Below are 22014 nucleotides of genomic sequence, written 5' to 3' on the forward strand. Positions count from 1 at the left end.
GGGTCCCCCCTAGCGCCGGGCGAACAGCAGACCGGCGCCGAAGCCTAGGAACAGGCAACCGGTCAGGCGGTCGAGCAGGCGCACGACCCCGGGCCGCTGCAGCGCCCGGGCGAGCGGCCGGGTTGCCAGGATCAGGCCGCTGCACCAGGCGAGGCCGAGCAGCACGTGGATGCCGGCGAGCAGGAAGCACCAGCCCCCGACCGCGATTCCCAAGGGAAGCTCGTGGGGCACGAACTGCGGCAGGAAGGACACGTAGAAGACGCCGACCTTCGGGTTCAGCAGGTTGCCGGCGAGACCCTTCCAGAACCAGTCGAGCCGGCCGCCCGCCGGCGACGCCGCCGCCCGCTCGATCCCGCTGCGCGGCCGGCGCAGCAGCTGCAGGCCGAGCCAGCCGAGGTAGCCGGCGCCGCACCACTTGAGGATCTCGAAGGCGAGCTGCGAGGCGGCGAGCAGGGCCGCCAGGCCGAGCGCCACGGCGGCACCCCAGACCAGGCAGCCGGCATTGATGCCGAGCGCCGCCGCAGCGGCCCGGCGCGCGCCCTCGACCGCGGCGGTGCGCAGCACCAGGGCGGTGTCTAGGCCCGGCGTGATGGTCAGGAGGCCGGCGGCCAGCAGGAAGGCGACGAGGGACTCGGTGACGGTCATGGCGGCTCCCGCTGCTTGCGGCCGGAGGCTCGCCCGGACCGCCGGCGCCCTTCTATCCGCTCCTTGCACAGGCGGGAAGCAGTCGGCGGCCAAGCGGCTTGGCCTCGGCGGCCGCGGCCGGTATCCTGCTGCCCATGGAGTCCCGGATCGGCAGCCCCCGCTATGCCCCCCTCGGCCAGCCGCGCACGCGGCACGCCGAGCTGCTGATCCTCTGCGCGCGCATCGGCTACAACCCCTAGCGGCGGCCCGACGACCGACCGGCGCCCTGCCCCCGTCCGGCGGGAGGCGCCCTCCTCTCTCGTCAAGCCAAGCCGAAAGGATTCAGCCGATGTCGACCCAGACCAGCGACAAGCCCGCCCGCAACACCACCGCCTGGTGGCGCGAGGCGGACCGCAAGCATCATCTCAGCCCCTTCACCGACTACAAGCAGCTCAAGGAGTCGGAGGCCGGCGCCCGCATCGTCACCAGGGCCGAGGGCGTCTGGCTGACCGATTCCGAGGGCGTGCGCATCCTCGACGGCATGGCCGGCCTGTGGTGCGTCAACGTCGGCTACGGCCGCAAGGAGCTGGCCGAGGCGGCCTACAAGCAGATGCTGGAGCTGCCCTACTACAACACCTTCTTCAAGACCGCGACGCCGCCGCCGGTCGAGCTGGCCGAGAAGCTGGCCGAGATCACGCCGGCCGGCCTCGACATGGTGTTCTACGGCTCGTCCGGCTCGGAATCGAACGACACGGTCGCGCGCCTCGCCCGCTTCTACTGGAAGCTCAAGGGCAAGCCGGAGAAGGCGCACTTCATCAGCCGGACCTACGCCTACCACGGCTCGACCATGGCCGCGGCCTCGCTCGGCGGCATGACGCCGATGCAGGAGGGCTACGGCCTGCCGCTGCCCGGCTTCCACCACGTCGACCCGCCCTACTGGTTCGACTTCGGCGGCGAGCTCGACCGCGAGGAGTTCGGCCGCCAGGCGGCGAAGCAGGTCGAGGACAAGATCCTGGAGATCGGCCCGGACAAGGTCGCCGCCTTCATCGGCGAGCCGATCCAGGGTGCCGGCGGCGTGATCATCCCGCCGGACAGCTACTGGCCGGAGATCCAGCGGATCTGCCGCCAGTACGACGTGCTGCTGGTCGCCGACGAGGTGATCTGCGGCTTCGGACGGACCGGCTACATGTTCGCCTCGGAGCACTTCGGCATCGAGCCGGACATGATGACCATGGCCAAGGGCATCACCTCCGGCTACATCCCGCTGTCCGGCGTGATGGTCAGCGGCGAGATCGGCCGCACCCTGGTCGAGGCCGGCGGCGAGTTCTTCCACGGCTACACCTACTCGGGCCATCCGACGGCCTGCGCCGTGGCGCTCGCCAACATCGACATCATCGAGCGCGAGGAGCTGGTCCGGAAGGTCCGCGAGGAGACCGGCCCGCACCTGGCGAAGCGCCTCGCCGAGCTGGCCGAGCACCCGATCGTCGGCGAGGTCCGCTCGCTCGGGCTGATCGGCGCCCTCGAGATCGTCCAGAAGAAGCGCCCGCGCACCCGCTTCCCGGGCAACGGCAAGGCCGGCACGATCTGCCGCGACCACTGCTTCGCCCACAACGTGGTGCTGCGCGCCGTGCGCGACGGCATGGTGATGGCGCCGCCGCTGACCATCTCGACGGAGGAGATCGACGAGCTGGTCTCGCGCCTCAGGACCTGCCTCGACCTGACCGCGAAGGACCTGGGGGCCGGCTGAGGCAGCGCAGGCGTCCCCCTCACCCCGCCCCTCTCCCCTCAGGGGAGAGGGAGGGGCCCGCGGCCGTCAGGCCGTGGGAGGGTGAGGGGGCCGCTCGCGCAGGCGCCGATGCCGCCAGCGCCGGCAGGTCGTCCCAGACGTAGGCCAGGTTGTCGGAGCGCCAGAGCGGGCCGCGGTCCCGGTAGGCCGTGAGCCGACGGCCGCCGAGCGCCTCGTAGAAGGCGATCGCCGGGTCGTTGCCGACGACGACGCCGAGCGCGAGGCCGCCGTAGCCGCGTGCCAGCAGCCCACCGGCGAGCGCCGCGAGCAGCCGGCGGCCGAGGCCCTGGCGCGCGAAGCCGGCGGCGACGTAGAGCAGCTTGACCTCGCCGCGGGCGCCGAACACCGGATCGCTCGGCGGACCGGCGACGCCGAAGCCGGCGAGCCCACCGGCCGCCTCGGCGACCAGCACGATCCGCTCGGGATCCGCCAGCATCTCCCGCCAGCGCCCGAGGCGCCGTTCGACATCGAGCGTGGCCACGGTCTCCGGCGGCGCCAGCTCGCGGTAGGTCTCGCGCCAGATCGCGACGTGCAGCATTGTCAGGGTCTCGGCCTCGGAGCGACGGGCCGGCCGCAGTGCGACCGCAGCCCCAGCGGTCGCCCCGGGAGCGGCGACGGCGGCGGTCACGCGACGGCTCCGCAGAGCGGATCGAGGGTCGCCAGCAGGCTGTCGACCTCCTCCCGGCTGACCGTCAGGGCCGGCATGAAGCGCAGGCACTCGGGCCGCGGCGCGTTGATCAGCAGCCCCTCGGCCAGCGCCGCCTCGACCAGCGCCGGGCCGACCGGCCGGCCGAGGTCGAGGGCCAGCAGCAGGCCCCGGCCCCGCACCCCGCCGAAGCCGTGGCGCCTCGACAGCGCCGCCAGGCCTTCGGCCAGGTAGGCGCCGGTCGCGGTCACCCGCTCCAGGAAGCCGGGCGCCGTCACCGCCTCCAGCACCGCGAGGCCGGCGGCGGTCATCAGCGGGTTGCCGTTGAAGGTGCCGCCCTGGTCGCCGGGCTCGAAGCAGCAGACATCCTCGCGGGCCAGCAAGGCAGAGAGCGGCACGCCGCCGCCCAGGCCCTTGCCGAGGGTCAGGATGTCGGGCGTGAAGCCGAGGTGCTGGTAGTGGAACAGCCTGCCGGTCCGGCCCATGCCGGTCTGGATCTCGTCGAGGATCAGCAGCACGCCCTTGGCCTGGGTCAAGGCCCGAAGCTCCTTGAGGAAGCCGTCGCCGGCCGGGATCACGCCGGCCTCGCCCTGGATCGGCTCCAGCATGACGGCGGCGGTGTCCGGGCCGATCGCCGCCTCGACCGCCGCGAGGTCGCCGAGCGGCACCTTGGGAAAGCCCGGCACCTTGGGCTCGAAGAGACCCTTCCAGGCCGCCTTGCCCGAGGCCGACATGGTCGCCAGGGTGCGGCCGTGGAAACCCTGCTCGAAGGTGACGATCTCATGGGCGCCGCCGCGGTGGAGGGCGCCCCACTTGCGCGCCAGCTTGATCGCGCCCTCGTTGGCCTCGGCGCCGGAGTTGGCGAAGAAGCTCCGGTCGAGGCCGCTCGCGGCCTTGAGCGCCTCGGCGAGGCGGACCATCGGCGCGTTGTAGAAGGCCGGGCTGCAGTTGATCAGCGTCGCCGCCTGCTCGCAGAGCGCGCGGGCCAGGACCAGCGGGCAGTGGCCGAGGCAGTTGACCGCCCAGCCCTGGACGAAGTCGAGGTAGCGGCGGCCGTGCCCGTCGAACAGCCAGGAGCCCTCGCCGCGCACGAAGACCGTCGCGGGCCGGCTGGTGATGGTCATCAGGGCATCGAAGGAAGCGTCCATCTCGGGTCCTCTCCGGTTGGGCCACCGAAGAAGACGAGACGCACGCACTCATGCCGCCGGCCTTCCTCGGCGGCAGGTGCTGGCTCTCCTGGAAAACGGAAAAAGCGAGTCGCCCGCGCGCCCCTCAGGGGGCGCGACGTCGCAGCTGACAGGGCTGGCGCTTCTCGCTCATGGCGGCGGACGGTAGCCGAAGCGGCGGCGAATGCAAGCGGGATCTCGCGGGTCGGCAGAGGACCAGCGTCAGCCGGCCCCGCCCTGCCCGACTGCACCGTCCGGCGAGCCGCCGCCCGGGCCGCCGACCAGAAGGCGGCGCAGGGCCAGGAGCAGGCGCCACAGCAAGAGGAGCGGCACCGGCAGCAGCACCAGCGCCGCCATCAGGACGACGGGCGTCCAGAACAGTGGCATCAGATAGAGCCAGACGGCGACCTGCTCGACGTCGAGCACGCAAGGCCAGCCGAGCGGCCGCAGGTCCGGCAGCCCGGCGGACTTGTAGCCGACGTCGTACAGGCAGAGGGACATAGGCTTCTGCCAGTGGCTGCCGATGCCCTCCCAGATGACAACGTCCAGATTCATCAGGAAGGCGAGCAGGTAGGCGGCCAGCAGCAGCCAGCCGGCCGTCCCGGCCCACGCACGCCAGTCCGAGCGAAGCATCCGGAGGGCGCCGGACCGGCCGGCGGCGGCCTCCTCCTGCCAAGCCTGCCGAATCACGCGGCCGAGCTTGCGAAAGGCCAGGGCGAAGCCGAGCGCGGCCGGCAGCAGGACGGGCACGCCGTAGAGCGGCGTCGCCAGTAGCGTCGCGGCAGCGCCGAGCGGCCTCAGCTTGCAGGGCAGGCCGACGACCTCCCGCAGATCCATCATGCCCTGGGGTGCCATGCTGCCATACCAGCCGTCCGCGCAGGCCGCGTCCTGCGGCAGGTGGCTCAACAGGATCAGCAGGTGCACGACGAAGGCGAAGGCGTAGCAGAGCAATGCCAAGCGGCCGACCGCCCGGGCCCGACGCCGCCATCCGCGCCGCAGGCCCCAGGCCTCCGATCGGGCGATGGGGCTCGTGGCCAGGGCCCGGGTCGCCGCAGCCAAGGCTTCGCCACTGTCCGCAATCTCGCCTCGCCGGGGGCGCGTCAGCATCACCACGCTGCGCAGCAGCAGGCCGAGCACGAGGGCCAGAGCCGCAAGGCCTGAACCGTACAGGGCCGGCTTGGCGACAAAGGCCACGAGTTCCCTGATCGGTCCCCCGCCGGTCGGGGCCAAGTCGCCGAAGATGGCCCACCACAGGACGAGCGCCGCACCGCTAACGTAGCACAGCAGCGCCAATCGGGCGCCGCGTGCCATCCAGAACCGCCAGCCGGTACGTCCCCGCTCGCGTACGGCCACCCAGGCGACGAAGGCGATGGTCACACACGGGGGGAAGAGAACGGTCGTCGCGGCGAACCAGAGCGCCAGCTGCACGAGAAGGTCGTCCAGGAAGCCCGCGCAGGGCACTCTGGACGGCGCTGGTCCACAAGCCGTTGCGCCTGTCAGCCAAAGAGCGGCGAGCGGCGGGACGGGCAAGATGACGGCAGTGCCCAGACAGGCACCAAGCCACTGGCGCCAGGTCCACCGACTCTTCCGTGTCATCGCGCCACCCAATGTTCGCCATTTGTTCGAGCCAACCTAGCGGTGCTGCGAGCGAATGACCAGGGGCTTTTCCGCGGAAAGATTGTGGCATTTGATGGCGCTGATTAGCGGCGCAGCCGTCTGAGACGCTCCCATCCCTGCTCGACGGTGGCCCAACCCCGGTTCCAGAAGCCGAACTCCGGCGCCTCCTCCTTCTCCCAGAGTCTCTGGTCGCAGGCCTGTTGCGCCTGGGCCCCGACTTGGTTGGTCTTTTCGGCGTAGAGGCTGTTGTAGAGCGTCTCGATCTGACCGGCCGAAGCACCCGGCGCACGTTCCACCAAGCGCTTGATGAGACGGACGCCAAGGTCGATGTTGGCGGCTGGATCCTTCGCTTCCTCAGGCGTCACGCCGAGCTGCTGCCACATCTCGGAATTGACGTTCATCGGCAGGATTGTGGCTGACGCACCAACAGGCTCTCCGGCCACCGTCCACCAGCCGCGTGCGTTCTCCGTGTACATGACCATCTTCACGAGGTCGGGATCGACGCCGTACCGCTCGGCTGCCGCGCCGATCAGCCTTTCGTACTTCGCGACGGCGTCCCGACCCTTCGAGTGCCAGGACGACCACGGCGGCGTCGGATCGGCATCCGGATTTTCCTCGATCGGGAAGATGGCGGCCTCGTCGGCAAGTATGTTGGGGCGACGGTCCTTCTCGTTGCGCAATTCGCGGACAGGCAGATCGCCCCTCGGGCCGCCGTAGCCCTTCCGCTTCCAATAGGCCTCGATCTCGTCGGGGGACGGACCGGCACCATAGAGGACCGTCTTGCGGTCAGGCGCCTCAGCACGACCGGCCAGCAAGGTGTCTCGGCGCGCAGGGCGGGTTCCGGAACGGGCGGGGCGCTTGCTCGGCATGGTCGCTGTCCTTTCGGTGGACGATCGGGATGCGAATTCTCCCCGGCCCCGCCGTCGCGTCGCAAAGGCGTGCCGCCTTGACCGGCCGCCACAGCGCCCCGAAGGTTGCACGGCAACCGACGGAGCGCCGCCGATGACCACGATCACCCTCGCCGCGACCCAGATGGCCTGCGACTGGGACAGCGAGGCCAACCTGAAGCGCGCCGAGGGCCTGGTGCGCGAGGCCGCGGCCAAGGGCGCCGACGTCGTGCTGCTGCAGGAGCTCTTCGAGACGCCCTACTTCTGCCCGGACCAGAAGGAGGCGCTCTTCGCCCTCGCCAGGCCCTTCAAGGACAACCCCGTCGTCGCGCGCTTCGCCGATCTGGCGAAGGAGCTCGGCGTGGTGCTGCCGGTCTCCTTCTTCGAGCGGGCCAACAACGCCCACTACAACTCGATCGCCATCGCCGACGCCGACGGCGCGGTGCTCGGCCTCTACCGCAAGAGCCACATCCCCGACGGCCCGGGCTACCAGGAGAAGTACTACTTCAATCCCGGCGACACCGGCTTCCGGGTCTGGGACACCCGCTTCGGGCGCCTGGGCGTCGGCATCTGCTGGGACCAGTGGTTCCCGGAGTGCGCGCGGGCCATGGCGCTGAAGGGCGCCGAGGTGCTGCTCTACCCGACCGCGATCGGCATCGAGCCGCAGGACCCGACGATCGACTCCCTGGGCCACTGGCAGCGCGCCATGCAGGGCCACGCCGCCGCCAACATGGTGCCGCTGGTCGCCTCCAACCGCATCGGCAGCGAGCCCAGCGAGGCGGCGACCATGACCTTCTACGGCAGCTCCTTCATCGCCGACGAGCTGGGCGCCAAGCTGGCCGAGGCCTCCCAGGACCGCCAGGAGGTCGTCACCGCGACCGTCGACCTCGACCGCATCCGCGCCCGCCGCGCCTCCTGGGGCTTCTACCGCGACCGCCGGCCGGACCTCTACCGCCCGCTGCTGACGCTCGATGGCGAGACGGAGGCCTCGGGCGCCCGGTAGAGGTCGGTCGAGAGGTACTTGATCCCGGAATCGCAGAGCAGGGTCACGACCGTCGCCTCGGGACCGAGCCGCTCGGCGACCCGGAGGGCCGCGACCAGGTTGGCGCCGGTCGAGGTGCCGGCGAAGAGCGCTTCCTCGCGGGCGAGGCGCCGGGCCATGGCCTTGGCCTCCTCCGTCGAGACGGGGACGATCTCCTCGACCGCCGCCGGGTCCCAGAGCGGCACGACGAAGCCGGCGCCGACCCCCTCGATCCTGTGCACGCCGCTCGGCCCGCCCGACAGCACCGCCGACTCGCTGGGTTCGACCGCGACGACGTGGATCTTCGGGTCGCGGGCGTGCAGCGCCTCGGCGGTGCCGCGCACCGAGGCGGCGGTGCCGGTCGCCTGGACGAAGGCGTCGAGGCGGCCGCCGGTCTGGCGCCAGATCTCCTCGCCGAGGGTGCGGTAGGCGGCGAGCTGGTCGGCGTTGTTCAGCTGGTCGGTCCAGAAGCCGCCCTTCGCGGCCTGGATGCGCCGCGCCGCCTCGATCATGGCACGGGTCAGGGCCGCGTCCATGCCGCCGCCCTCGCTCGGCACGATGGTGAGCTCGGCGCCGAGCGCGGCCATGTGGTCGCGCTTCTCGCGGCTGAAGGCGTCGGAGGTCACGATGTCGAGCGGATAGCCGCGCGCCGCGCAGACCAGGGCCAGGGACACGCCGGTGCTGCCGCCGGTGTACTCGACGACCCGGCCGCCGGGCTTCAGGCGGCCGTCCCGCTCCGCCGCCTCGATCATCGCCAGGGCCATGCGGTCCTTCATCGAGCCGGTCGGGTTGCGGCTCTCCAGCTTCATCAGGACGCGGGCGTGGCCCGGCGGCACCAGGCGGCGCAGCTCGACCAGCGGCGTCTCGCCGATCAGCTCCAGGATCGAAGAGTGGACAGGGCAGGCGTCGGTCATGGCGGGGTCCCGGGGGTTATCATGAACGATGAGGTCGCGCGACGGCCTGCGTGCTCGCACGCCCCTCGACAAGCTCGGGACGAAGCAAAAATCGCGTTGGCTCAAACAGTCGCTTCATCCCGAGCCTGTCGAGGGATGTGGGGGCACCCACGCCGACGCTGCGAACCGTCCTTGGATGACCTGCGATCCGGAAGGCCTATAATCTGCACCATGGCGGATCGAATTTCATCCACTCACGGCGATCTCGACCCGGCGCTCGACTGGGACGACCTGCGGGTCTTCCTGGCCGTCGCGCGCAGCCGCTCGCTGCGCGGCGCCGCGCGGGCGCTCGGCGTGAACCACGCGACGGTGGCCCGACGGCTCGAGGGCCTGGAGCGGGCGCTCGGCGCGGCCCTCTTCGAGCGCCGGCCCGAGGGCCTGGTGCCGACCCGGTCCGGCGAGGCGCTGCTGGAGCCGGCCGAGCGGGTCGAGCAGCAGCTGGTCGCGGCCCAGCGCCGGATCGCCGGGCGCGACGCCGCGCTGAGCGGCCGGCTCCGGATCAGCCTGCCCTATGCCCTGATGCAGGCCTTCCTGGCCGAGGACATCGCGGCCTTCGCCCGGCTCTATCCCGGCATCGATCTGGAGATCGCGCTGACCGACGCCTTCTCGGACCTGGCGCGGCGCGAGGCCGACGTCTCGATCCGCATGGCCTTCAAGGTGACCGGCGAGGTCGTGCGGCGACGCCTGCTGCGCTACGGCAAGACGACCTATGCCGCCCCGGCCTTCCTGGAACGCTTCGATGCCGCGGCGCCCGGCCCCGAGGCCTGCTGGCTCGGCTGGAGCGCCGGCGACGACTACGCGACCTGGCCGCGCGACACGTCCTTCCCGCAACTGCCGGTGCGCCACCACCTGGCCAGCCATGCCCTGCAGATCGCCGCCGCCGCGGCCGGCCTCGGCCTGACCCTGCTGCCCTGCTTCCTCGGCGACCGCTCGCCGGGGCTGGTCCGCGTGCCCGGCGCCCCGGTCGTCCCCGACCGCAGCCTCTGGCTGCTGCTCCACGACGACCTGCGCCACACCGCGCGGGTCCGCGCCTTCCTCGACTTCGTCGGGCCGGCGATCCTGGCCCGCCGCGCGCTGCTCGAAGGCACGGGCGCACCGCCGACGCCGTCCCGGCAAGCTCTCGCGCAATAGAAGCCCGCCCGTTCCATCGGAACATTCCGGCCCGTTCGCCGTATTGGAAGCGGATGGCGTGAGTATATTTCGGCATATTTTCCGGGATTTGACGATCACGGAACCGTCATCGCCAATCACTCGCTTCGTCTATGGTTGGTTGACAGCCTCGCGTCAGCCTCCAATATCCTGTGGTCTGATCGCTTCGATTGGAGAGATCGACGACAGATCTTGACACCCAGTCGCTCGGCGATCGGGTTTGCCTTTGCCATGCTTGAGCTGCGGCTCGCGGCGACCAACCAAGACAGGGGAATACGGAACGACATGTGCGGAATCGTCGGTGAGATCCGCTTCGACGGCCGTCCGGCCTCGGCGACCCTGGTCCAGGAGATGGCACGCGCCATGCAGACGCGCGGACCCGATGCCGAAGGACTCTTCGTCCAGAACGGCATCGCCGTCGGCCACCGACGGCTGAAGATCATCGACCACTCGGAGGCCGCCCAGCAACCGATGATCGACCCCGAGCTGGGGCTCGGCATCGTCTACAACGGCGCCATCTATAACTATCCGGAGCTGCGCGCGGAGCTGGAGGGCAAGGGCCACCGCTTCTTCTCGCACGGCGACACCGAGGTCATCCTCAAGGCCTACCGGCAGTGGGGCGAGGCCTGCGTCGAGCATTTCAACGGCATGTTCGCCTTCGCGCTCTGGGAGCGCGACAGCGGCAGGCTGTTCCTGGCCCGCGACCGCCTGGGCATCAAGCCGCTCTACCTCGCCGAGGTGCCGGGCGGCCTGCGCTTCGGCTCGTCGCTGCCGGCGGTCGCCCGCGGCGAGGCGGTCGACCGCTCGATCGATCCGGTCGCCCTGCACCACTACCTCTCGTTCCACGCCGTCGTGCCGGCGCCGCACACGATCCTGACCGGCGTGCGCAAGCTGCCGCCCGGCCACACCCTGACCGCCACCCCCGACGGCCGCATGGAGCAGCGCCGCTACTGGCGCCTGGCCATGGGCCCGCGGGAGGAGGCCGACCTGACGCGCGGCGAGGGCGAGTGGGTCGAGCGGGTGCTCGAGGGCCTGCGCGCCTCGGTGCGCCGCCGCCTGGTCGCCGACACGCCGGTCGGCGTGCTGCTGTCCGGCGGCGTCGATTCCAGCCTGGTCGTCGGCCTGCTCAGCGAGCTCGGCCAGACCGGCCTCAAGACCTTCTCGGTCGGCTTCGAGAGCGCCGGCGGCGAGGCCGGCGACGAATTCCAGTACTCGGACATCGTCGCCGAGCGCTACGCCACCGACCACACGCGCATCCGGGTCGACAGCCGCGAGCGCCTGCTGCCCAACCTCGACGGCTGCATCCGCGCGATGTCGGAGCCGATGGTCAGCCACGACAACATCGGCTTCTACCTGCTGAGCGAGGAGGTCTCGAAGCACGTCCGCGTCGTCCAGTCCGGCCAGGGCGCCGACGAGATCTTCGCCGGCTACCACTGGTACCCGCCGCTGCTCGACGAGAGCGACGAGACGGCGGCCGAGGCCTACGCCCGCGTCTTCGCCGACCGCGACCACGCCGACTACGCCGCCCTGGTCGAGGACGCCTGGCTCGGCGAGGACCACAGCCGCGCCTTCGTCCGCAGCCACTTCGACGGCCTCGACGGCGCCCGGCCGGTCGACAAGGCGCTGCACCTCGACACCACGGTGATGCTGGTCGACGATCCGGTGAAGCGGGTCGACAACATGACCATGGCCTGGGGCCTGGAGGCGCGCGTGCCCTTCCTCGACCACGAGCTGGTCGAGCTGGCGGCGTGCATCCCGGCCGAGCACAAGGTCGCCGGCGACGGCAAGCACGTGCTGAAGCAGGCGGCGCGCCGGGTCATCCCCGCCGAGGTCATCGACCGGCCGAAGGGCTACTTCCCCGTGCCGGCCCTCAAGTACCTGGACGGGCCGGTGCTCGACCGGGTGCGCGACACGCTGGACAGCCGCCGGGCGCGCGAGCGCGGCCTGTTCCGCCGCGACACCGTCGAGCGCCTGCTGCAGGCGCCGAGCGACCACATCACGCCGCTCGGCGGATCCAAGCTCTGGCAGATCGCGTTGCTGGAAAGCTGGCTGCAGCTGCACGGCTACTGAGGGGAAGAGCGACCATGCTGTCCAACGCATCGCCGAGCGCCGCGGCCGCCCCGCACAGCGCTCCGAATGCCGCCGGCGCCACCGCGCGCAACGTCTCGCTCGACTGCGGCTGGGGCCGGCTGCTGTTCGGCCAGAGCTTCGACGACCACGCCGGGCTGCTCGAGGAGCTGCTGCGCGAGAAGGACGGCTGCCGCGACATCGCCTTCTACGTCAGCGAGCCGCACGTCGTGCAGTCGATGGCCCCGCAGCAGGTCTTCCTCGACCCCTCGCACGCCTTCCGCCTGCGGCTCGCGGGCCTCGCGCGCGGGACGCTGCCGCCGACCTGCGAGATCTACCCGGTCGAGGGCGAGGCCGACGCCAAGGGCGTCAACCGCTGCTACTCCAAGGCCGGCATGGTGCGGCTGCCCGAGGGCTTCCTGCTGGCGCGGCGCGACGACGAGCGCTTCATCCACCTGGTTGCCCGCGACCTGGCCAGCGGCGAGATCATCGGCAGCGTGACCGGCCTCGATCACGTCGAGATCTTCGGCGATCCGGAACAGGGCGCCAGCCTCTGGTGCCTGGTCGTTGATCCCCAGGCCCCCTACCCCGGCGTCGGCGAGGCGCTGGTCCGCGACCTCGGCCGGCGCCTGCGCGAGCGCGGCCGCGAGCAGCTCGACCTGTCGGTGCTCTACGACAACAGGCAGGCGATCGGGCTCTACGAGAAGCTCGGCTTCGAGCGCCTGCCGGTCTTCGCCATGAAGACCCGCAACCAGATCAACGAGGTGCTGTTCGCCGGCCCCGAGCAGCCGGACATCGCCAGGCTCAACCCCTATGCCCAGATCATCGTCGACGAGGCGCGCCGGCGCGGCATCCACGTCGAGGTGCTGGACGCCGAGGGCGGCTTCTTCCGGCTGGTCCACGGCGGCCGCTCGATCGTCTGCCGCGAGGCCCTGTCGGAGCTGACCACGGCGGTCGCCATGAGCCGCTGCGACGACAAGGCCGTGACCTCGCGGCTGCTCGCCGCCGCCGGCCTCAAGGTCCCGGCGCAGCGCCGGGCCGGCACGACCGAGGAGAACGCCGCCTTCCTGGAGCGCTACGGCCGGCTGGTCGTCAAGCCGCTGCGCGGCGAGCAGGGCCGCGGCGTCTACGTCGACCTGACGACGATCGACGAGGTCGAGCGCGCGGTCGCCGACGCCCGGCGCTTCAGCGAGCAGGTCCTGATGGAGGAGTACGTCAAGGGCGAGGACCTGCGCATCATCGTCATCGACTACAAGGTCGTCGCCGCCGCGATCCGCCGCCCGGCCGAGGTGACGGGCACCGGCAAGCACACCATCCGCGAGCTGATCGAGGCGCAGTCGCGCCGGCGCGCCGCCGCGACCGGCGGCGAGAGCCGCATCCCGATCGATGCCGAGACGCGGCGCTGCGTCGAATCCTACGGCTACGGCTTCGACGACCTGCTCGAGGAGGGGCGGGGCATCCTGGTGCGCAAGACCGCCAACCTGCACACCGGCGGCACGATCCACGACGTCACCGACCGGCTGCACACCAGCCTGCGCTCGGCCGCCGAGGAGGCGGCGCGCGCGCTCGGCATCCCGGTCGTCGGGCTGGACTTCCTGGTGCCCTCGGCGGAGCAGCCGAAGTATGCCATCGTCGAGGCCAACGAGCGCCCGGGCCTGGCCAACCACGAGCCGGCCCCGACCGCCGAGCGCTTCGTCGACCTGCTGTTCCCCCAGACCGCCGCCTGAGGAGGCCAGGATGCCGGGATCGCGGGACTTCCGCGCCTCTCAGATCGACGGCCGCTCGTTGGGGGGTAGAGCGCCGAACCGTCGCTTCGATGTCCCCATTCGCTTCATCCTGAGCCTGTCGAAGGATGGAGCGAAGGCGGCACGGACCGGGCCGAATGGCCCGCGCTTCGCGCCGCGCATACGCGCCCTTCGACAGGCTCAGGATGAAGCCATTTGGGGATGGTGGCGAACGGCACGGCCCTCGTGGGCTTCGCGCTCCCGGCCCACCCCGGCTACTGCGGAGGCATGATGGCCGAACCGAACCGAAAGACCGCCGAGCGGCCGCTGCCCGAGGCCCTCGACATCGACATGGACTACCTGCGCCGGGTCATGCTGCGGCTGCTCGAGCACCACAGCCCGACCGGCTACACCGACCAGGTGGTCCATGTCGTCGTCGAGGAGCTGAACGCGCTCGGCATCGAGCACGAGCTGACCCGGCGCGGTGCGATCCGCGCCAGCCTGCAGGGCAGCCGGCGGGCGCCCGACCGCGCGATCGTCGCGCATCTCGACACGATCGGCGCCATGGTCTGCGGCCTGAAGCCGAACGGCCGGCTCGCGGTCACGCCGATCGGCACCTGGTCGGCCCGCTTCGCCGAGGGCGCCGACGTCACGGTGCTGACCGAGGAGGGCGCCCGCAGCGGCACGATCCTGCCGCTGAAGTCGTCGGGCCACGCCTTCGACACCGAGGTCGACAGCCAGCCGGTCAGCTGGGACAACGTCGAGCTCCGGCTCGACGAGCTGGTCCACGACCGCGAGGGGCTGGAGGCGATGGGCGTCGCCATCGGCGACTTCGTCGGCGTGCACAGCAACCCGACGATCACCGACTCCGGCTTCGTCAAGGGCCGGCACCTGGACGACAAGGCCGGCGTCGCGGTGCTGCTGGCGGCCTGCAAGGCGGTGGTCGAGACGGGCGCCCGACTGCCGGTCGACTGCCACCCGCTCTTCACCATCTCCGAGGAGGTCGGCGTCGGCGCCTCGGGCGTGCTGCACCAGGACGTCGCGGAGCTGGTCGCCATCGACACCGCGCCGCAGGCCCCGGGCCAGGCCTCGATCGAGACCTCAGTGACGATCTCGATGAAGGACTCCTCCGGGCCCTTCGACTGGCACCTCAACCGCCTGCTGCTCGGCCTCGCCCGCGAGAACGCCATCGACCACGTGCGCGACGTCTTCCGCTTCTACCGCTGCGACGCCGCCGCGGCGCTCGAGGCCGGCAACGACATCCGGGTCTCGCTGGTCTGCTTCGGCACCGACGCGACCCACGGCTACGAGCGCACGCACCTGTCGTCGCTGGAGGGCCTGGCGAAGCTCCTGACCGCCTACATGCAGTCCTATCCGGCGGTCGAGCGCGACACCCAGCAGCTCGGCCCGCCCAAGGGCTTCCCGAGCCAGCCCGAGGAGGAGGCCGACTTCCACGCCTTCCAGAAGGCGGAGCGCGCCGCCGAGTAGCCGCCGCCGGCCCTTGCGCCCCGGCAGGGCCGGCGGTTAAGCCCTTCTATACGCTCCGCAGCGCCTGATGGCGCCTTTCCGGGATTGGCGGATGGTTCGGCTCAAGCGCTCCTCACTCGGCCCCGCTCTCGCCGTGCTGGTGGCCCTGCTGCTGATCACGGCGGTCGGCTGGTTCGCCTGGCAGCAGCACCAGCTGGCCGAGGACGAGGCCACGCTGCGCCAGGCGATCGCCGAGCAGAGCCGGCAGCTCGCCCAGCTGGCCGCCCTGCTCCAGGGCCGCCGCCCGGCCGCCGCCGCCCCGACGAATGGCGTCGCGACAGGGACCGCCCCCGCGCCGCAGCCGGCCGCGACGGCGACGGCCCTGCCACAGGACGGCAAGGTCTTCGAGCTCGGCGTGCTGCAGCTCGCCCTGGACGCCGTCGCCCGGCGCGACGCGGCCAAGCAGCGCGCCCTGGTCGGCTATCTCGAGGCACAGCCGGACCTGCCGTTCCGCCGGCAGATGCTGACCCTGCTGCGCGACCGCTCCGACGATCCGGTCGCCGCCAAGCAGGCCGGCGCCGCGCTGGCCGGCCCGATGGCGAGCCGCGCAGCAGGCGACCGGCCGATCTCGAGCGAGGCCGCCAAGCTGCCCTTCGGCCAGGTCGCCGCCGGGCGCCAGGACGGCTGGGACTACGACCTGCTGATCTGCCGGGTCGCGCTGGAGCGCCACGACCCCTACCTGCGCAGCGAGATCGCGCGCCTGCTCGCCAGCCTCAAGCAGGCCGATCCGCGACACGGCCGGATCGAGCTCAAGGCGCTCGGCGAGAACCTGCGCCAGGACGATCCCGACCTGGCGGACCCGGGACTCTACGTGCTGGCCGACACGCGGCGCAGCGAGGAGGTCGAGCAGGCCGCGCGCGTCGCCAAGCGCCTGGCCTTCGACGGCTTCGACTTCCACACGCGGGCCAGCACCGGCGACCCGACGCCCTGGCATCTGAGCCTGGTCTACTGCCCCGAGTAGCGGGCGCGCGCCGGCTGCCCCGCTCAGTCGGCCGGCGCCAGTTCCGCGGCCAGCGCCCGGCGCACCGCCGGCCGCTCCGCCATCCGCCGGCGGTGCTCGGCGACCTTCGGCAGGCCGGCGGGGTCGACGCCGTCGGCCTCCAGCCACTGCGCCAGGGTGAAGAGGTAGGGATCGCAGATCGTGTAGCGCTCGCCCAGGACCCAGGGCCCCCGGAACAGCTCCCGCTCGACCAGCGCGAAGGCCTCGCCGACCGCCTGCGGCGCCTTGCGCTTCATCTCGGCGATCGCCGCCGGATCGTCGGCCCAGCGGTAGCCGCGCATGCGGTGGGCGTGGGCGACGTGCAGGGTCGAGCAGAGATAGCTGTTGACGGCCTGAAGCTCGGCGAAGGCGAAGGGATCGTCGAGCGGCGCCAGCCCGGCCTCGGGGAAGCTCTGGGCCAGGAAGGCGAGGATCGCCGGCGTCTCGGTCAGCACGCCGCGCCCGGTCGCCAGGGCCGGCACCCGGCCCTTGGGATTGACCGCCAGGTACTCGGGCTTGCGCTGCTGCTCCTTGCGGAAGTCGACCAGGACCGAGCGATAGCCGGCGCCGACCTCCTCGAGCACGATGTGCGAGGCCAAGGCGCAGCTGTGCGGCATGTAGTAGAGCGTGAGCATCGGGGCCATCCTGACGGCGGTGACGGCGCATAGTGGGCGCGCCGTGGCGGCCTGCCAAGCCGGACTAGCGCCGTTCCTCGCCCGCCTCGTCGAGGCCGGGCGCGGCGGGCTCGACCGGCGGATCGCCGGCCTCCCCCGCCTCGTCGTCGGCGCGCGGGTCGAGCTCGCTGGCGACCGGCGTCGCGGCGGTCGAGGCGACGGCGACGAAGGCGCTCTGCTCCGCGTTCGGCACCGCTGCGCGCTGCGTCATGCGCCAGAGCGCGAAGGCGAAGATCGAGGCGCAGCAGACGCCCAGGAAGTCGAACAGCCGGTCGGGACCGAGCTGGCCCATGATCGTGCCGCCGACGAAGGGGCCGACCGCGGCGCCGATGCCGTAGAGGGTCAGCAGGCTGCTCGCCGCGCCGACCGCGTCGCTGCTGTCGATGTAGTCGTTGGCGTGGGCGACGCAGAGCGCGTAGATCGGCCCGGTCAGGCCGCCGAACAGGAAGCCGGCGACCAGCAGCGGCTGCATCCGGTCGCCGACCAGGTGGGCGATGGCCAGGGCCGCCACCGCGGCGGCGAGGCAGGTCGCCGCCGTCACGCTGCGCCGGTCGAGCCAGTCCGACAGCGCGCCGATCGGCCACTGGACCACCGCGGCGCCCAGGATCGAGACGGTCATGAACAGGGCGACCTGGTCGCCTGAATAGCCGAGCCGCTGCACGAAGACGGCGCCGAGGCCGTAGAAGGCCGCCAGCACGACGCCGGCCATGAAGGCGCCGAACGCGCCGAGCGGCGAGGTCCGGTAGAGCCGGCCGAGGCCCAGGCGGTTGACCGAGATGGTCGGCGGGTTGTCGATCTTGCTGACCGAGAGCGGGATCAGCGAGGCCGAGATCAGGATCGAGACCAGCACGAAGAGCTCGAAGGACTGCGGCTTGGCCAGGGTCAGGAACAGCTGGCTGGCGCCGTAGGCGACCAGGCTGACCAGGGTGTAGAGCGACAGGATGCGGCCGCGGCTGGCGGTCGTCGCGATGGCGTTGAGCCAGGCTTCCGAGACCATGAAGGTGCCGGCCAGGGCCGCCCCGGTGACCGCGCGCAGCACGAGCCAGGACCAGGGGTCGACGACGACGGCGTGCAGCACCGTCGACATCGAGGCGAGCGAGGCGAAGGCTGCGAAGGTGCGGATGTGGCCGACCCGGCGCACGAACCAGGGTCCGGACAGCGTGCCGGCCACGAAGCCGACGTAGAAGGCCGACTGGATCAGGCCGATGGCGTAGTCGGGAAAGCCCTCGAAACCCGCGCGCACGCCCAGCAGAGAGGTCTGCAGGCCGTGGCCCATGACCATGAAGGCGATGCCGGAGAGCAGCACGAACAGCATGGCGGCCGCTCCTTCCCTGATCGGCGGATCGAGCAGGCCGCCCCCCTCACCCTCCCACGCTGTCGCGTGGGCCCCTCCCTCTCCCCCAAGGGGCGAGGGAATGGACGGAGCGTCGCAATGACCCCTCGCCCCTCGGGGGAGAGGGAGGGGCCCGCGACCGTCAGGTCGTGGGAGGGTGAGGGGTGACCTGGCTCCGTCGGCCCCTCACCTGCCCACCGTCAGTGCAGCTCGATCCAGATGGTCTTCAGCTCGCTGTACTTGTCGAGCGCGTGCAGCGACTTGTCGCGGCCGAAGCCGGACTGCTTGTAGCCGCCGAACGGCGTCGTGATGTCGCCGCCGTCGAAGCAGTTCACCCAGACCGAGCCGGCGCGCAGCTTCTTGGAGGCGTGCATCGCCTTGTTGATGTCGCTGGTCCAGATCGCCGCGGCCAGGCCGTAGATCGTGTCGTTGCCGATCTTCACCGCCTCGTCGAGGTCCTCGAAGGTCAGCACCGAGAGCACCGGCCCGAAGATCTCCTCCTGGGCGATGCGCATGCGGTTCTCGACGCCGTCGAAGATCGTCGGCTCGATGTAGAAGCCGCCGCTCTCGGCACGGGCGCGCCTGCCGCCGAGCAGCAGCTTCGCCCCCTCCTCGCTGCCGATGCCGATGTAGGACAGCACCTTCTCGAGCTGGTCCTGGTCGACGATCGCGCCCATCTGGGTCTGCGGGTCGAGGGGATCGCCGAAGCGCATCTTGCGGCCGACCTCGACGACCCTCTCGAGCAGCCGGTCCTTGATCGAGCGCTCGACGAGCAGCCGCGAGCCGGCGTTGCAGACCTCGCCCTGGTTGAAGAAGATGCCCCAGGCGGCGGCGGTCGCCGCGGCGTCCAGGTCGTGGGTGTCGGCCAGCACGATATGCGGGGTCTTGCCGCCGCACTCCAGGCCGACGCGCTTCATGTTGCTCTCGCCGGACATGCGCAGCAGCAGCTTGCCGACCTCGCCCGAGCCGGTGAAGGCGATGGCGTCGACGTCCATGTGGCGGCCCAGGGCCTCGCCGGCCTCCGGCCCGAAGCCCGGCACGACCTGGAACACGCCCTCGGGGATGCCGGCCTCCAGGGCCAGCTCGGCCAGGCGGATCGCGGTCAGCGAGGACTGCTCGGCCGGCTTGACGATCAGGGAGTTGCCGGTCGCCAGCGCCGGGCCGATCTTCCAGGCCGCCATGATCATCGGGAAGTTCCAGGGCACGATGGCGGCGACCACGCCCATCGGCTCGCGCCGGATCATCGCGACGACGTTCGGCGCGGTCGGGGCGACCTCGTCGTAGACCTTGTCGATCGCCTCGGCGTACCAGCGGATGACGTTGACCGTGGCCGGCACGTCGATGCGCGTCGAATCGCCGATCGGCTTGCCCATGTCGAGGGTCTCGAGCAGCGCCAGCTCGGTCGCGTGCGCCTCGATCGCCTCGGCGAAGCGCAGCATGGTGCGCTTGCGCTGGGCCGGCGCCAGGCCCGACCAGTGGCCGTCCTCGAAGGCGGCGCGCGCCGCCCTGACGGCGCGGTCGACGTCCTCCTTGCCGCAGCGCGCGATCTGCGTCAGCACCCGCCCGTCGACCGGGCTGATGCAGTCGAAGGTGCGGCCGTCGGCGGCGTCGACGTAGCGCCCCCCGATGAAGGCCTGGTTGCGGAAGTTCAGGCCGGCGGCCTGGCTGCGGAGCGTGTCGAGGGACAGCGCGGCGGACATGGGAAAGCCTCGTTCTGGAGAGAGCCCGAAGGGCCCGCGGGGGGCCGATCCTCGGCGACGATACAGGGGCCGACGAAGCGCCCGCAAGGACCCGCTTGTCAAGCGCCCGGGCCGCTTCTATCTGTCTCGCCAGACGAGCTCCGCGACGGCGCGGGGCCCCTTTGCCCGGACCCCTCCATGACCCTCGTCACCCTCGTCGGCCTGGCCGCCGGCACCTGCACGACGGCCGCCTTCCTGCCCCAGGCGCTCAAGGCCTGGCGCACCCGCCAGACCCGCGACCTCTCGCTCTCGATGTTCCTGGTCTTCGTGACGGGCATCGTGCTGTGGCTGGCCTACGGCCTGATCCTCGGCGACGTGCCGATCGTCGTCGCCAACGCCCTGACCCTGCTGCTCGCCGGCTCGATCCTGGCGCTGAAGCTCAGGCACGGCTGAGGCCGGCCGGCCCCTCGGTCTTGCGAGGCCGCGAGCGGCCCCCTATCGTCTCGTCCGACGCGCCCCTGCCGGGGCGCCGGATGCCGGGTTAGCACAGCGGTAGTGCAGCGGTTTTGTAAACCGAAGGTCGGGGGTTCAAATCCCTCACCCGGCACCATTCTCAAAGTGTCCGGCCCGGCCCGCTCCCGCCTTTGGGCTCCCCTCGCCCCGAGAATCCGCCTTCAGATCTCCTGGCGCCGGTCGTGGTCGAGGATCGCCAGGGAGGCGACGGCGGGGTGGCCGAGGAAGCGCAGCGGCGCGATCCAGCGGTGCCACTGCACGACGTAGCTGCGGCCCTCGACGCTGAGCGGCGCCCTGGCCGCCTGGGCGATCGGCCTGCCGGTGCGCGCGACCTCGAGGAACTCGCCGCTGATCGCGCGGTCGAAGACGGCATCGGGCAGGGCGCACTTGCCGACCAGCTCGAAGGCGGCGGCCTCGCCCCAGATCGCCGCCGGCGGCGTCTCCTGGCCGCACCAGAGGCAGGGCGAGCCCTGCGGCTTCGGCACCAGGATCTGCAGCCAGGGCAGCTGGCGCTGGAAGGCCGCCTCGTCGGCCTGCGGCGCGCCGCCGGTCCGCGCATGCCAGTCGAGGACCGCCCGGAAGGCCGCGTGACGCTCGATCAGGGCCTCGGCCGGCCGGTGCGACAGGCTGACCGCCGTGCTGCCGAGACGCGGCGCGCCCGGCGCCGCTCCCGCCGAGGCGGTGCCGCACCAGCCCGGCCTGGCCTCGGCCGGCTGCGCGCAGCGGCGCAGCAGCGCCAGGGTCAGGATGCCGACGTCCCGGGCCAGCTCGCCCTGCGCCGCGCTCCCCGGCTCCTGCGGGCCGCCCGGATCGTCGCGCCGCGCCTGGGCCCGCACGCAGCGGTGCAGCAGCTCGGCGAGCGCGACCGGCGGCTGCGGCGTCTCCGGCGACCGCTCGCCGAGCAGCAGCCAGCGCGCCTCGACCCCGTAGAGGGTCGCCGCCGCGGTCACCTGGGCGACGGTCGGCTCGCGCTCGGCGTTCTCGACACGCTGCAGATGCTTGCTGGAAACCCCCAGGGCGGCGCTGGCGGCAGCCCGCGACAGCCCGCGTCGGGTGCGCGCCGACCACAAGCGTCGGTGCAAGCAATCCAACGGTCGCTGCAATCTTTGGTCTGGCATGACCAAGTCAATAGTCAATCTCGGCTTGCCGGTCCAGACGGCCTGTCGGGAGGATGGGCCGGCCCGTGTCGGGCCGACGGGGACGCCGCCGCGCGGTGTCCCGGCAATGCCTCGGAGGATAGCGGACAGCGGGCGTGATGACTGCCGACCTGCCAAGCGGAGTCCAGGAGGGCTGCCTGCTGCTGACCGTCACCCTCGCCGGACCGACGCCGCCTGCCTGCGCGCAGCTCGTCGCCGAAAAGGAGCTGGAGCAGGGTGCGCTCTCGATCCGGCAACGCCCGGACGGCTCGCTCGAGGCCTGCCTCGAACTGCGCCGGGCGGATGCCGACGCCAGCCGGATCGCGATCTCCTCCTGCCGCCTGGTCACCCTCGCGCCGAGCCTCTGCATCGCCGAGGTGCAGTGGCGCGCGCCCGACTTCCTGGCGCTCTGCATCGACGGCACGATGGTCGCGACGACCGAGGCGGGCCGGCCGGTGCCGGCCTTCCTGGCCATCGGTGCCTGCGGCTCGCCGGCGGAGACCGACTGAGCCCGGGGCTGAGCCCGGAGCGGA

General features: G+C 71.8%; 19 protein-coding genes and 1 tRNA gene. 10 read left to right on the plus strand and 10 right to left on the minus strand.

The window, feature by feature from the left end:
- Positions 1-9: 9 nt before the first annotated feature.
- Positions 10-645, minus strand: coding sequence for a LysE family translocator (locus B9O00_RS09955; RefSeq protein ID WP_085122459.1), 636 nt, complete (start codon positions 643-645; stop codon positions 10-12).
- Positions 646-973: 328 nt separating this feature from the next.
- Between B9O00_RS09955 and B9O00_RS09960 the strand changes: the two genes are divergently transcribed.
- On the plus strand, positions 974-2371 hold the full coding sequence (locus tag B9O00_RS09960) for an aspartate aminotransferase family protein (RefSeq protein ID WP_085122461.1): 1398 nt from the start codon (positions 974-976) through the stop codon (positions 2369-2371).
- A 19-nt stretch (positions 2372-2390) separates the two neighbouring features.
- On the opposite strand, the gene B9O00_RS09965 is transcribed toward B9O00_RS09960, so the two are convergent.
- From B9O00_RS09965 to B9O00_RS09980, 4 genes are all read right to left on the minus strand, one after another.
- Complete coding sequence (locus B9O00_RS09965) at positions 2391-3038, minus strand: GNAT family N-acetyltransferase (protein ID WP_200808462.1); 648 nt, start codon at positions 3036-3038, stop codon at positions 2391-2393.
- Complete coding sequence (locus B9O00_RS09970; protein ID WP_085122464.1) at positions 3035-4204, minus strand: acetylornithine transaminase; 1170 nt, start codon at positions 4202-4204, stop codon at positions 3035-3037. Before B9O00_RS09970 ends, B9O00_RS09965 begins: the two co-directional genes overlap by 4 nt.
- A gap of 240 nt (positions 4205-4444) precedes the next feature.
- Positions 4445-5650, minus strand: a complete 1206-nt coding sequence (locus tag B9O00_RS09975; RefSeq protein WP_143596196.1) for a hypothetical protein — start codon at positions 5648-5650, stop codon at positions 4445-4447.
- 272 nt (positions 5651-5922) lie between these two features.
- Positions 5923-6708, minus strand: coding sequence for a lysozyme family protein (locus B9O00_RS09980; RefSeq protein ID WP_143596197.1), 786 nt, complete (start codon positions 6706-6708; stop codon positions 5923-5925).
- Positions 6709-6841: 133 nt separating this feature from the next.
- Between B9O00_RS09980 and aguB the strand changes: the two genes are divergently transcribed.
- Positions 6842-7729 carry an N-carbamoylputrescine amidase gene (gene aguB / locus B9O00_RS09985; RefSeq protein ID WP_085122470.1) on the plus strand — a complete coding sequence of 296 codons (888 nt, stop codon included), beginning with the start codon at positions 6842-6844 and terminating at the stop codon, positions 7727-7729.
- Here the strand turns inward: aguB and B9O00_RS09990 are convergent.
- Positions 7675-8661, minus strand: a complete 987-nt coding sequence (locus B9O00_RS09990) for a PLP-dependent cysteine synthase family protein (RefSeq protein WP_085122471.1) — start codon at positions 8659-8661, stop codon at positions 7675-7677. The two genes, aguB and B9O00_RS09990, sit on opposite strands and share 55 nt — an antisense overlap.
- Before the next feature lie 210 nt (positions 8662-8871).
- Between B9O00_RS09990 and B9O00_RS09995 the strand changes: the two genes are divergently transcribed.
- From B9O00_RS09995 to B9O00_RS10015, 5 genes are all read left to right on the plus strand, one after another.
- Entirely contained in the window at positions 8872-9831 is a 960-nt protein-coding gene (locus B9O00_RS09995) for a LysR family transcriptional regulator (protein ID WP_159460172.1), read from the plus strand.
- A 303-nt stretch (positions 9832-10134) separates the two neighbouring features.
- Positions 10135-11919 (plus strand): N-acetylglutaminylglutamine amidotransferase, encoded by a 1785-nt coding sequence (locus B9O00_RS10000; protein WP_085122473.1) that lies wholly within the window; start codon positions 10135-10137, stop codon positions 11917-11919.
- 14 nt (positions 11920-11933) lie between these two features.
- Positions 11934-13643: an N-acetylglutaminylglutamine synthetase gene (ngg, locus tag B9O00_RS10005; RefSeq protein ID WP_085122474.1), complete on the plus strand. Its 1710-nt coding sequence runs from the start codon at positions 11934-11936 to the stop codon at positions 13641-13643.
- Positions 13644-13931: 288 nt separating this feature from the next.
- Complete coding sequence (locus B9O00_RS10010) at positions 13932-15128, plus strand: osmoprotectant NAGGN system M42 family peptidase (protein ID WP_085122700.1); 1197 nt, start codon at positions 13932-13934, stop codon at positions 15126-15128.
- A 91-nt stretch (positions 15129-15219) separates the two neighbouring features.
- Positions 15220-16128 (plus strand): hypothetical protein, encoded by a 909-nt coding sequence (locus tag B9O00_RS10015; protein WP_085122475.1) that lies wholly within the window; start codon positions 15220-15222, stop codon positions 16126-16128.
- 23 nt (positions 16129-16151) lie between these two features.
- Here B9O00_RS10015 and B9O00_RS10020 read toward each other — a convergent pair whose 3' ends face one another.
- The 3 genes from B9O00_RS10020 to B9O00_RS10030 form a co-directional block, all read right to left on the minus strand.
- Positions 16152-16781, minus strand: coding sequence for a glutathione S-transferase family protein (locus tag B9O00_RS10020; protein WP_085122477.1), 630 nt, complete (start codon positions 16779-16781; stop codon positions 16152-16154).
- 64 nt (positions 16782-16845) lie between these two features.
- Complete coding sequence (locus B9O00_RS10025) at positions 16846-18135, minus strand: MFS transporter (protein ID WP_085122478.1); 1290 nt, start codon at positions 18133-18135, stop codon at positions 16846-16848.
- A 218-nt stretch (positions 18136-18353) separates the two neighbouring features.
- The gene (locus tag B9O00_RS10030) at positions 18354-19853 is read right to left on the minus strand and encodes an aldehyde dehydrogenase (RefSeq protein WP_085122480.1); all 1500 of its coding nucleotides are present in this window, start codon (positions 19851-19853) and stop codon (positions 18354-18356) included.
- A 177-nt stretch (positions 19854-20030) separates the two neighbouring features.
- Between B9O00_RS10030 and B9O00_RS10035 the strand changes: the two genes are divergently transcribed.
- Together B9O00_RS10035 and B9O00_RS10040 are read left to right on the plus strand one after the other, a co-directional pair.
- On the plus strand, positions 20031-20285 hold the full coding sequence (locus B9O00_RS10035; RefSeq protein WP_085122482.1) for a SemiSWEET transporter: 255 nt from the start codon (positions 20031-20033) through the stop codon (positions 20283-20285).
- Positions 20286-20367: 82 nt separating this feature from the next.
- Positions 20368-20442, plus strand: a tRNA-Thr gene (locus B9O00_RS10040).
- A gap of 64 nt (positions 20443-20506) precedes the next feature.
- Here B9O00_RS10040 and B9O00_RS10045 read toward each other — a convergent pair.
- Positions 20507-21427, minus strand: coding sequence for a helix-turn-helix domain-containing protein (locus B9O00_RS10045; RefSeq protein WP_159460173.1), 921 nt, complete (start codon positions 21425-21427; stop codon positions 20507-20509).
- Between the two features lie 173 nt (positions 21428-21600).
- On the opposite strand from B9O00_RS10045, the gene B9O00_RS10050 reads away from it, so the two are divergent.
- On the plus strand, positions 21601-21990 hold the full coding sequence (locus B9O00_RS10050; protein ID WP_085122486.1) for a hypothetical protein: 390 nt from the start codon (positions 21601-21603) through the stop codon (positions 21988-21990).
- The last annotated feature ends 24 nt before the right edge of the window (positions 21991-22014 follow it).

The sequence above is a fragment of the Tistlia consotensis USBA 355 genome (assembly GCF_900177295.1).
Lineage (GTDB): Bacteria > Pseudomonadota > Alphaproteobacteria > Kiloniellales > DSM-21159 > Tistlia > Tistlia consotensis.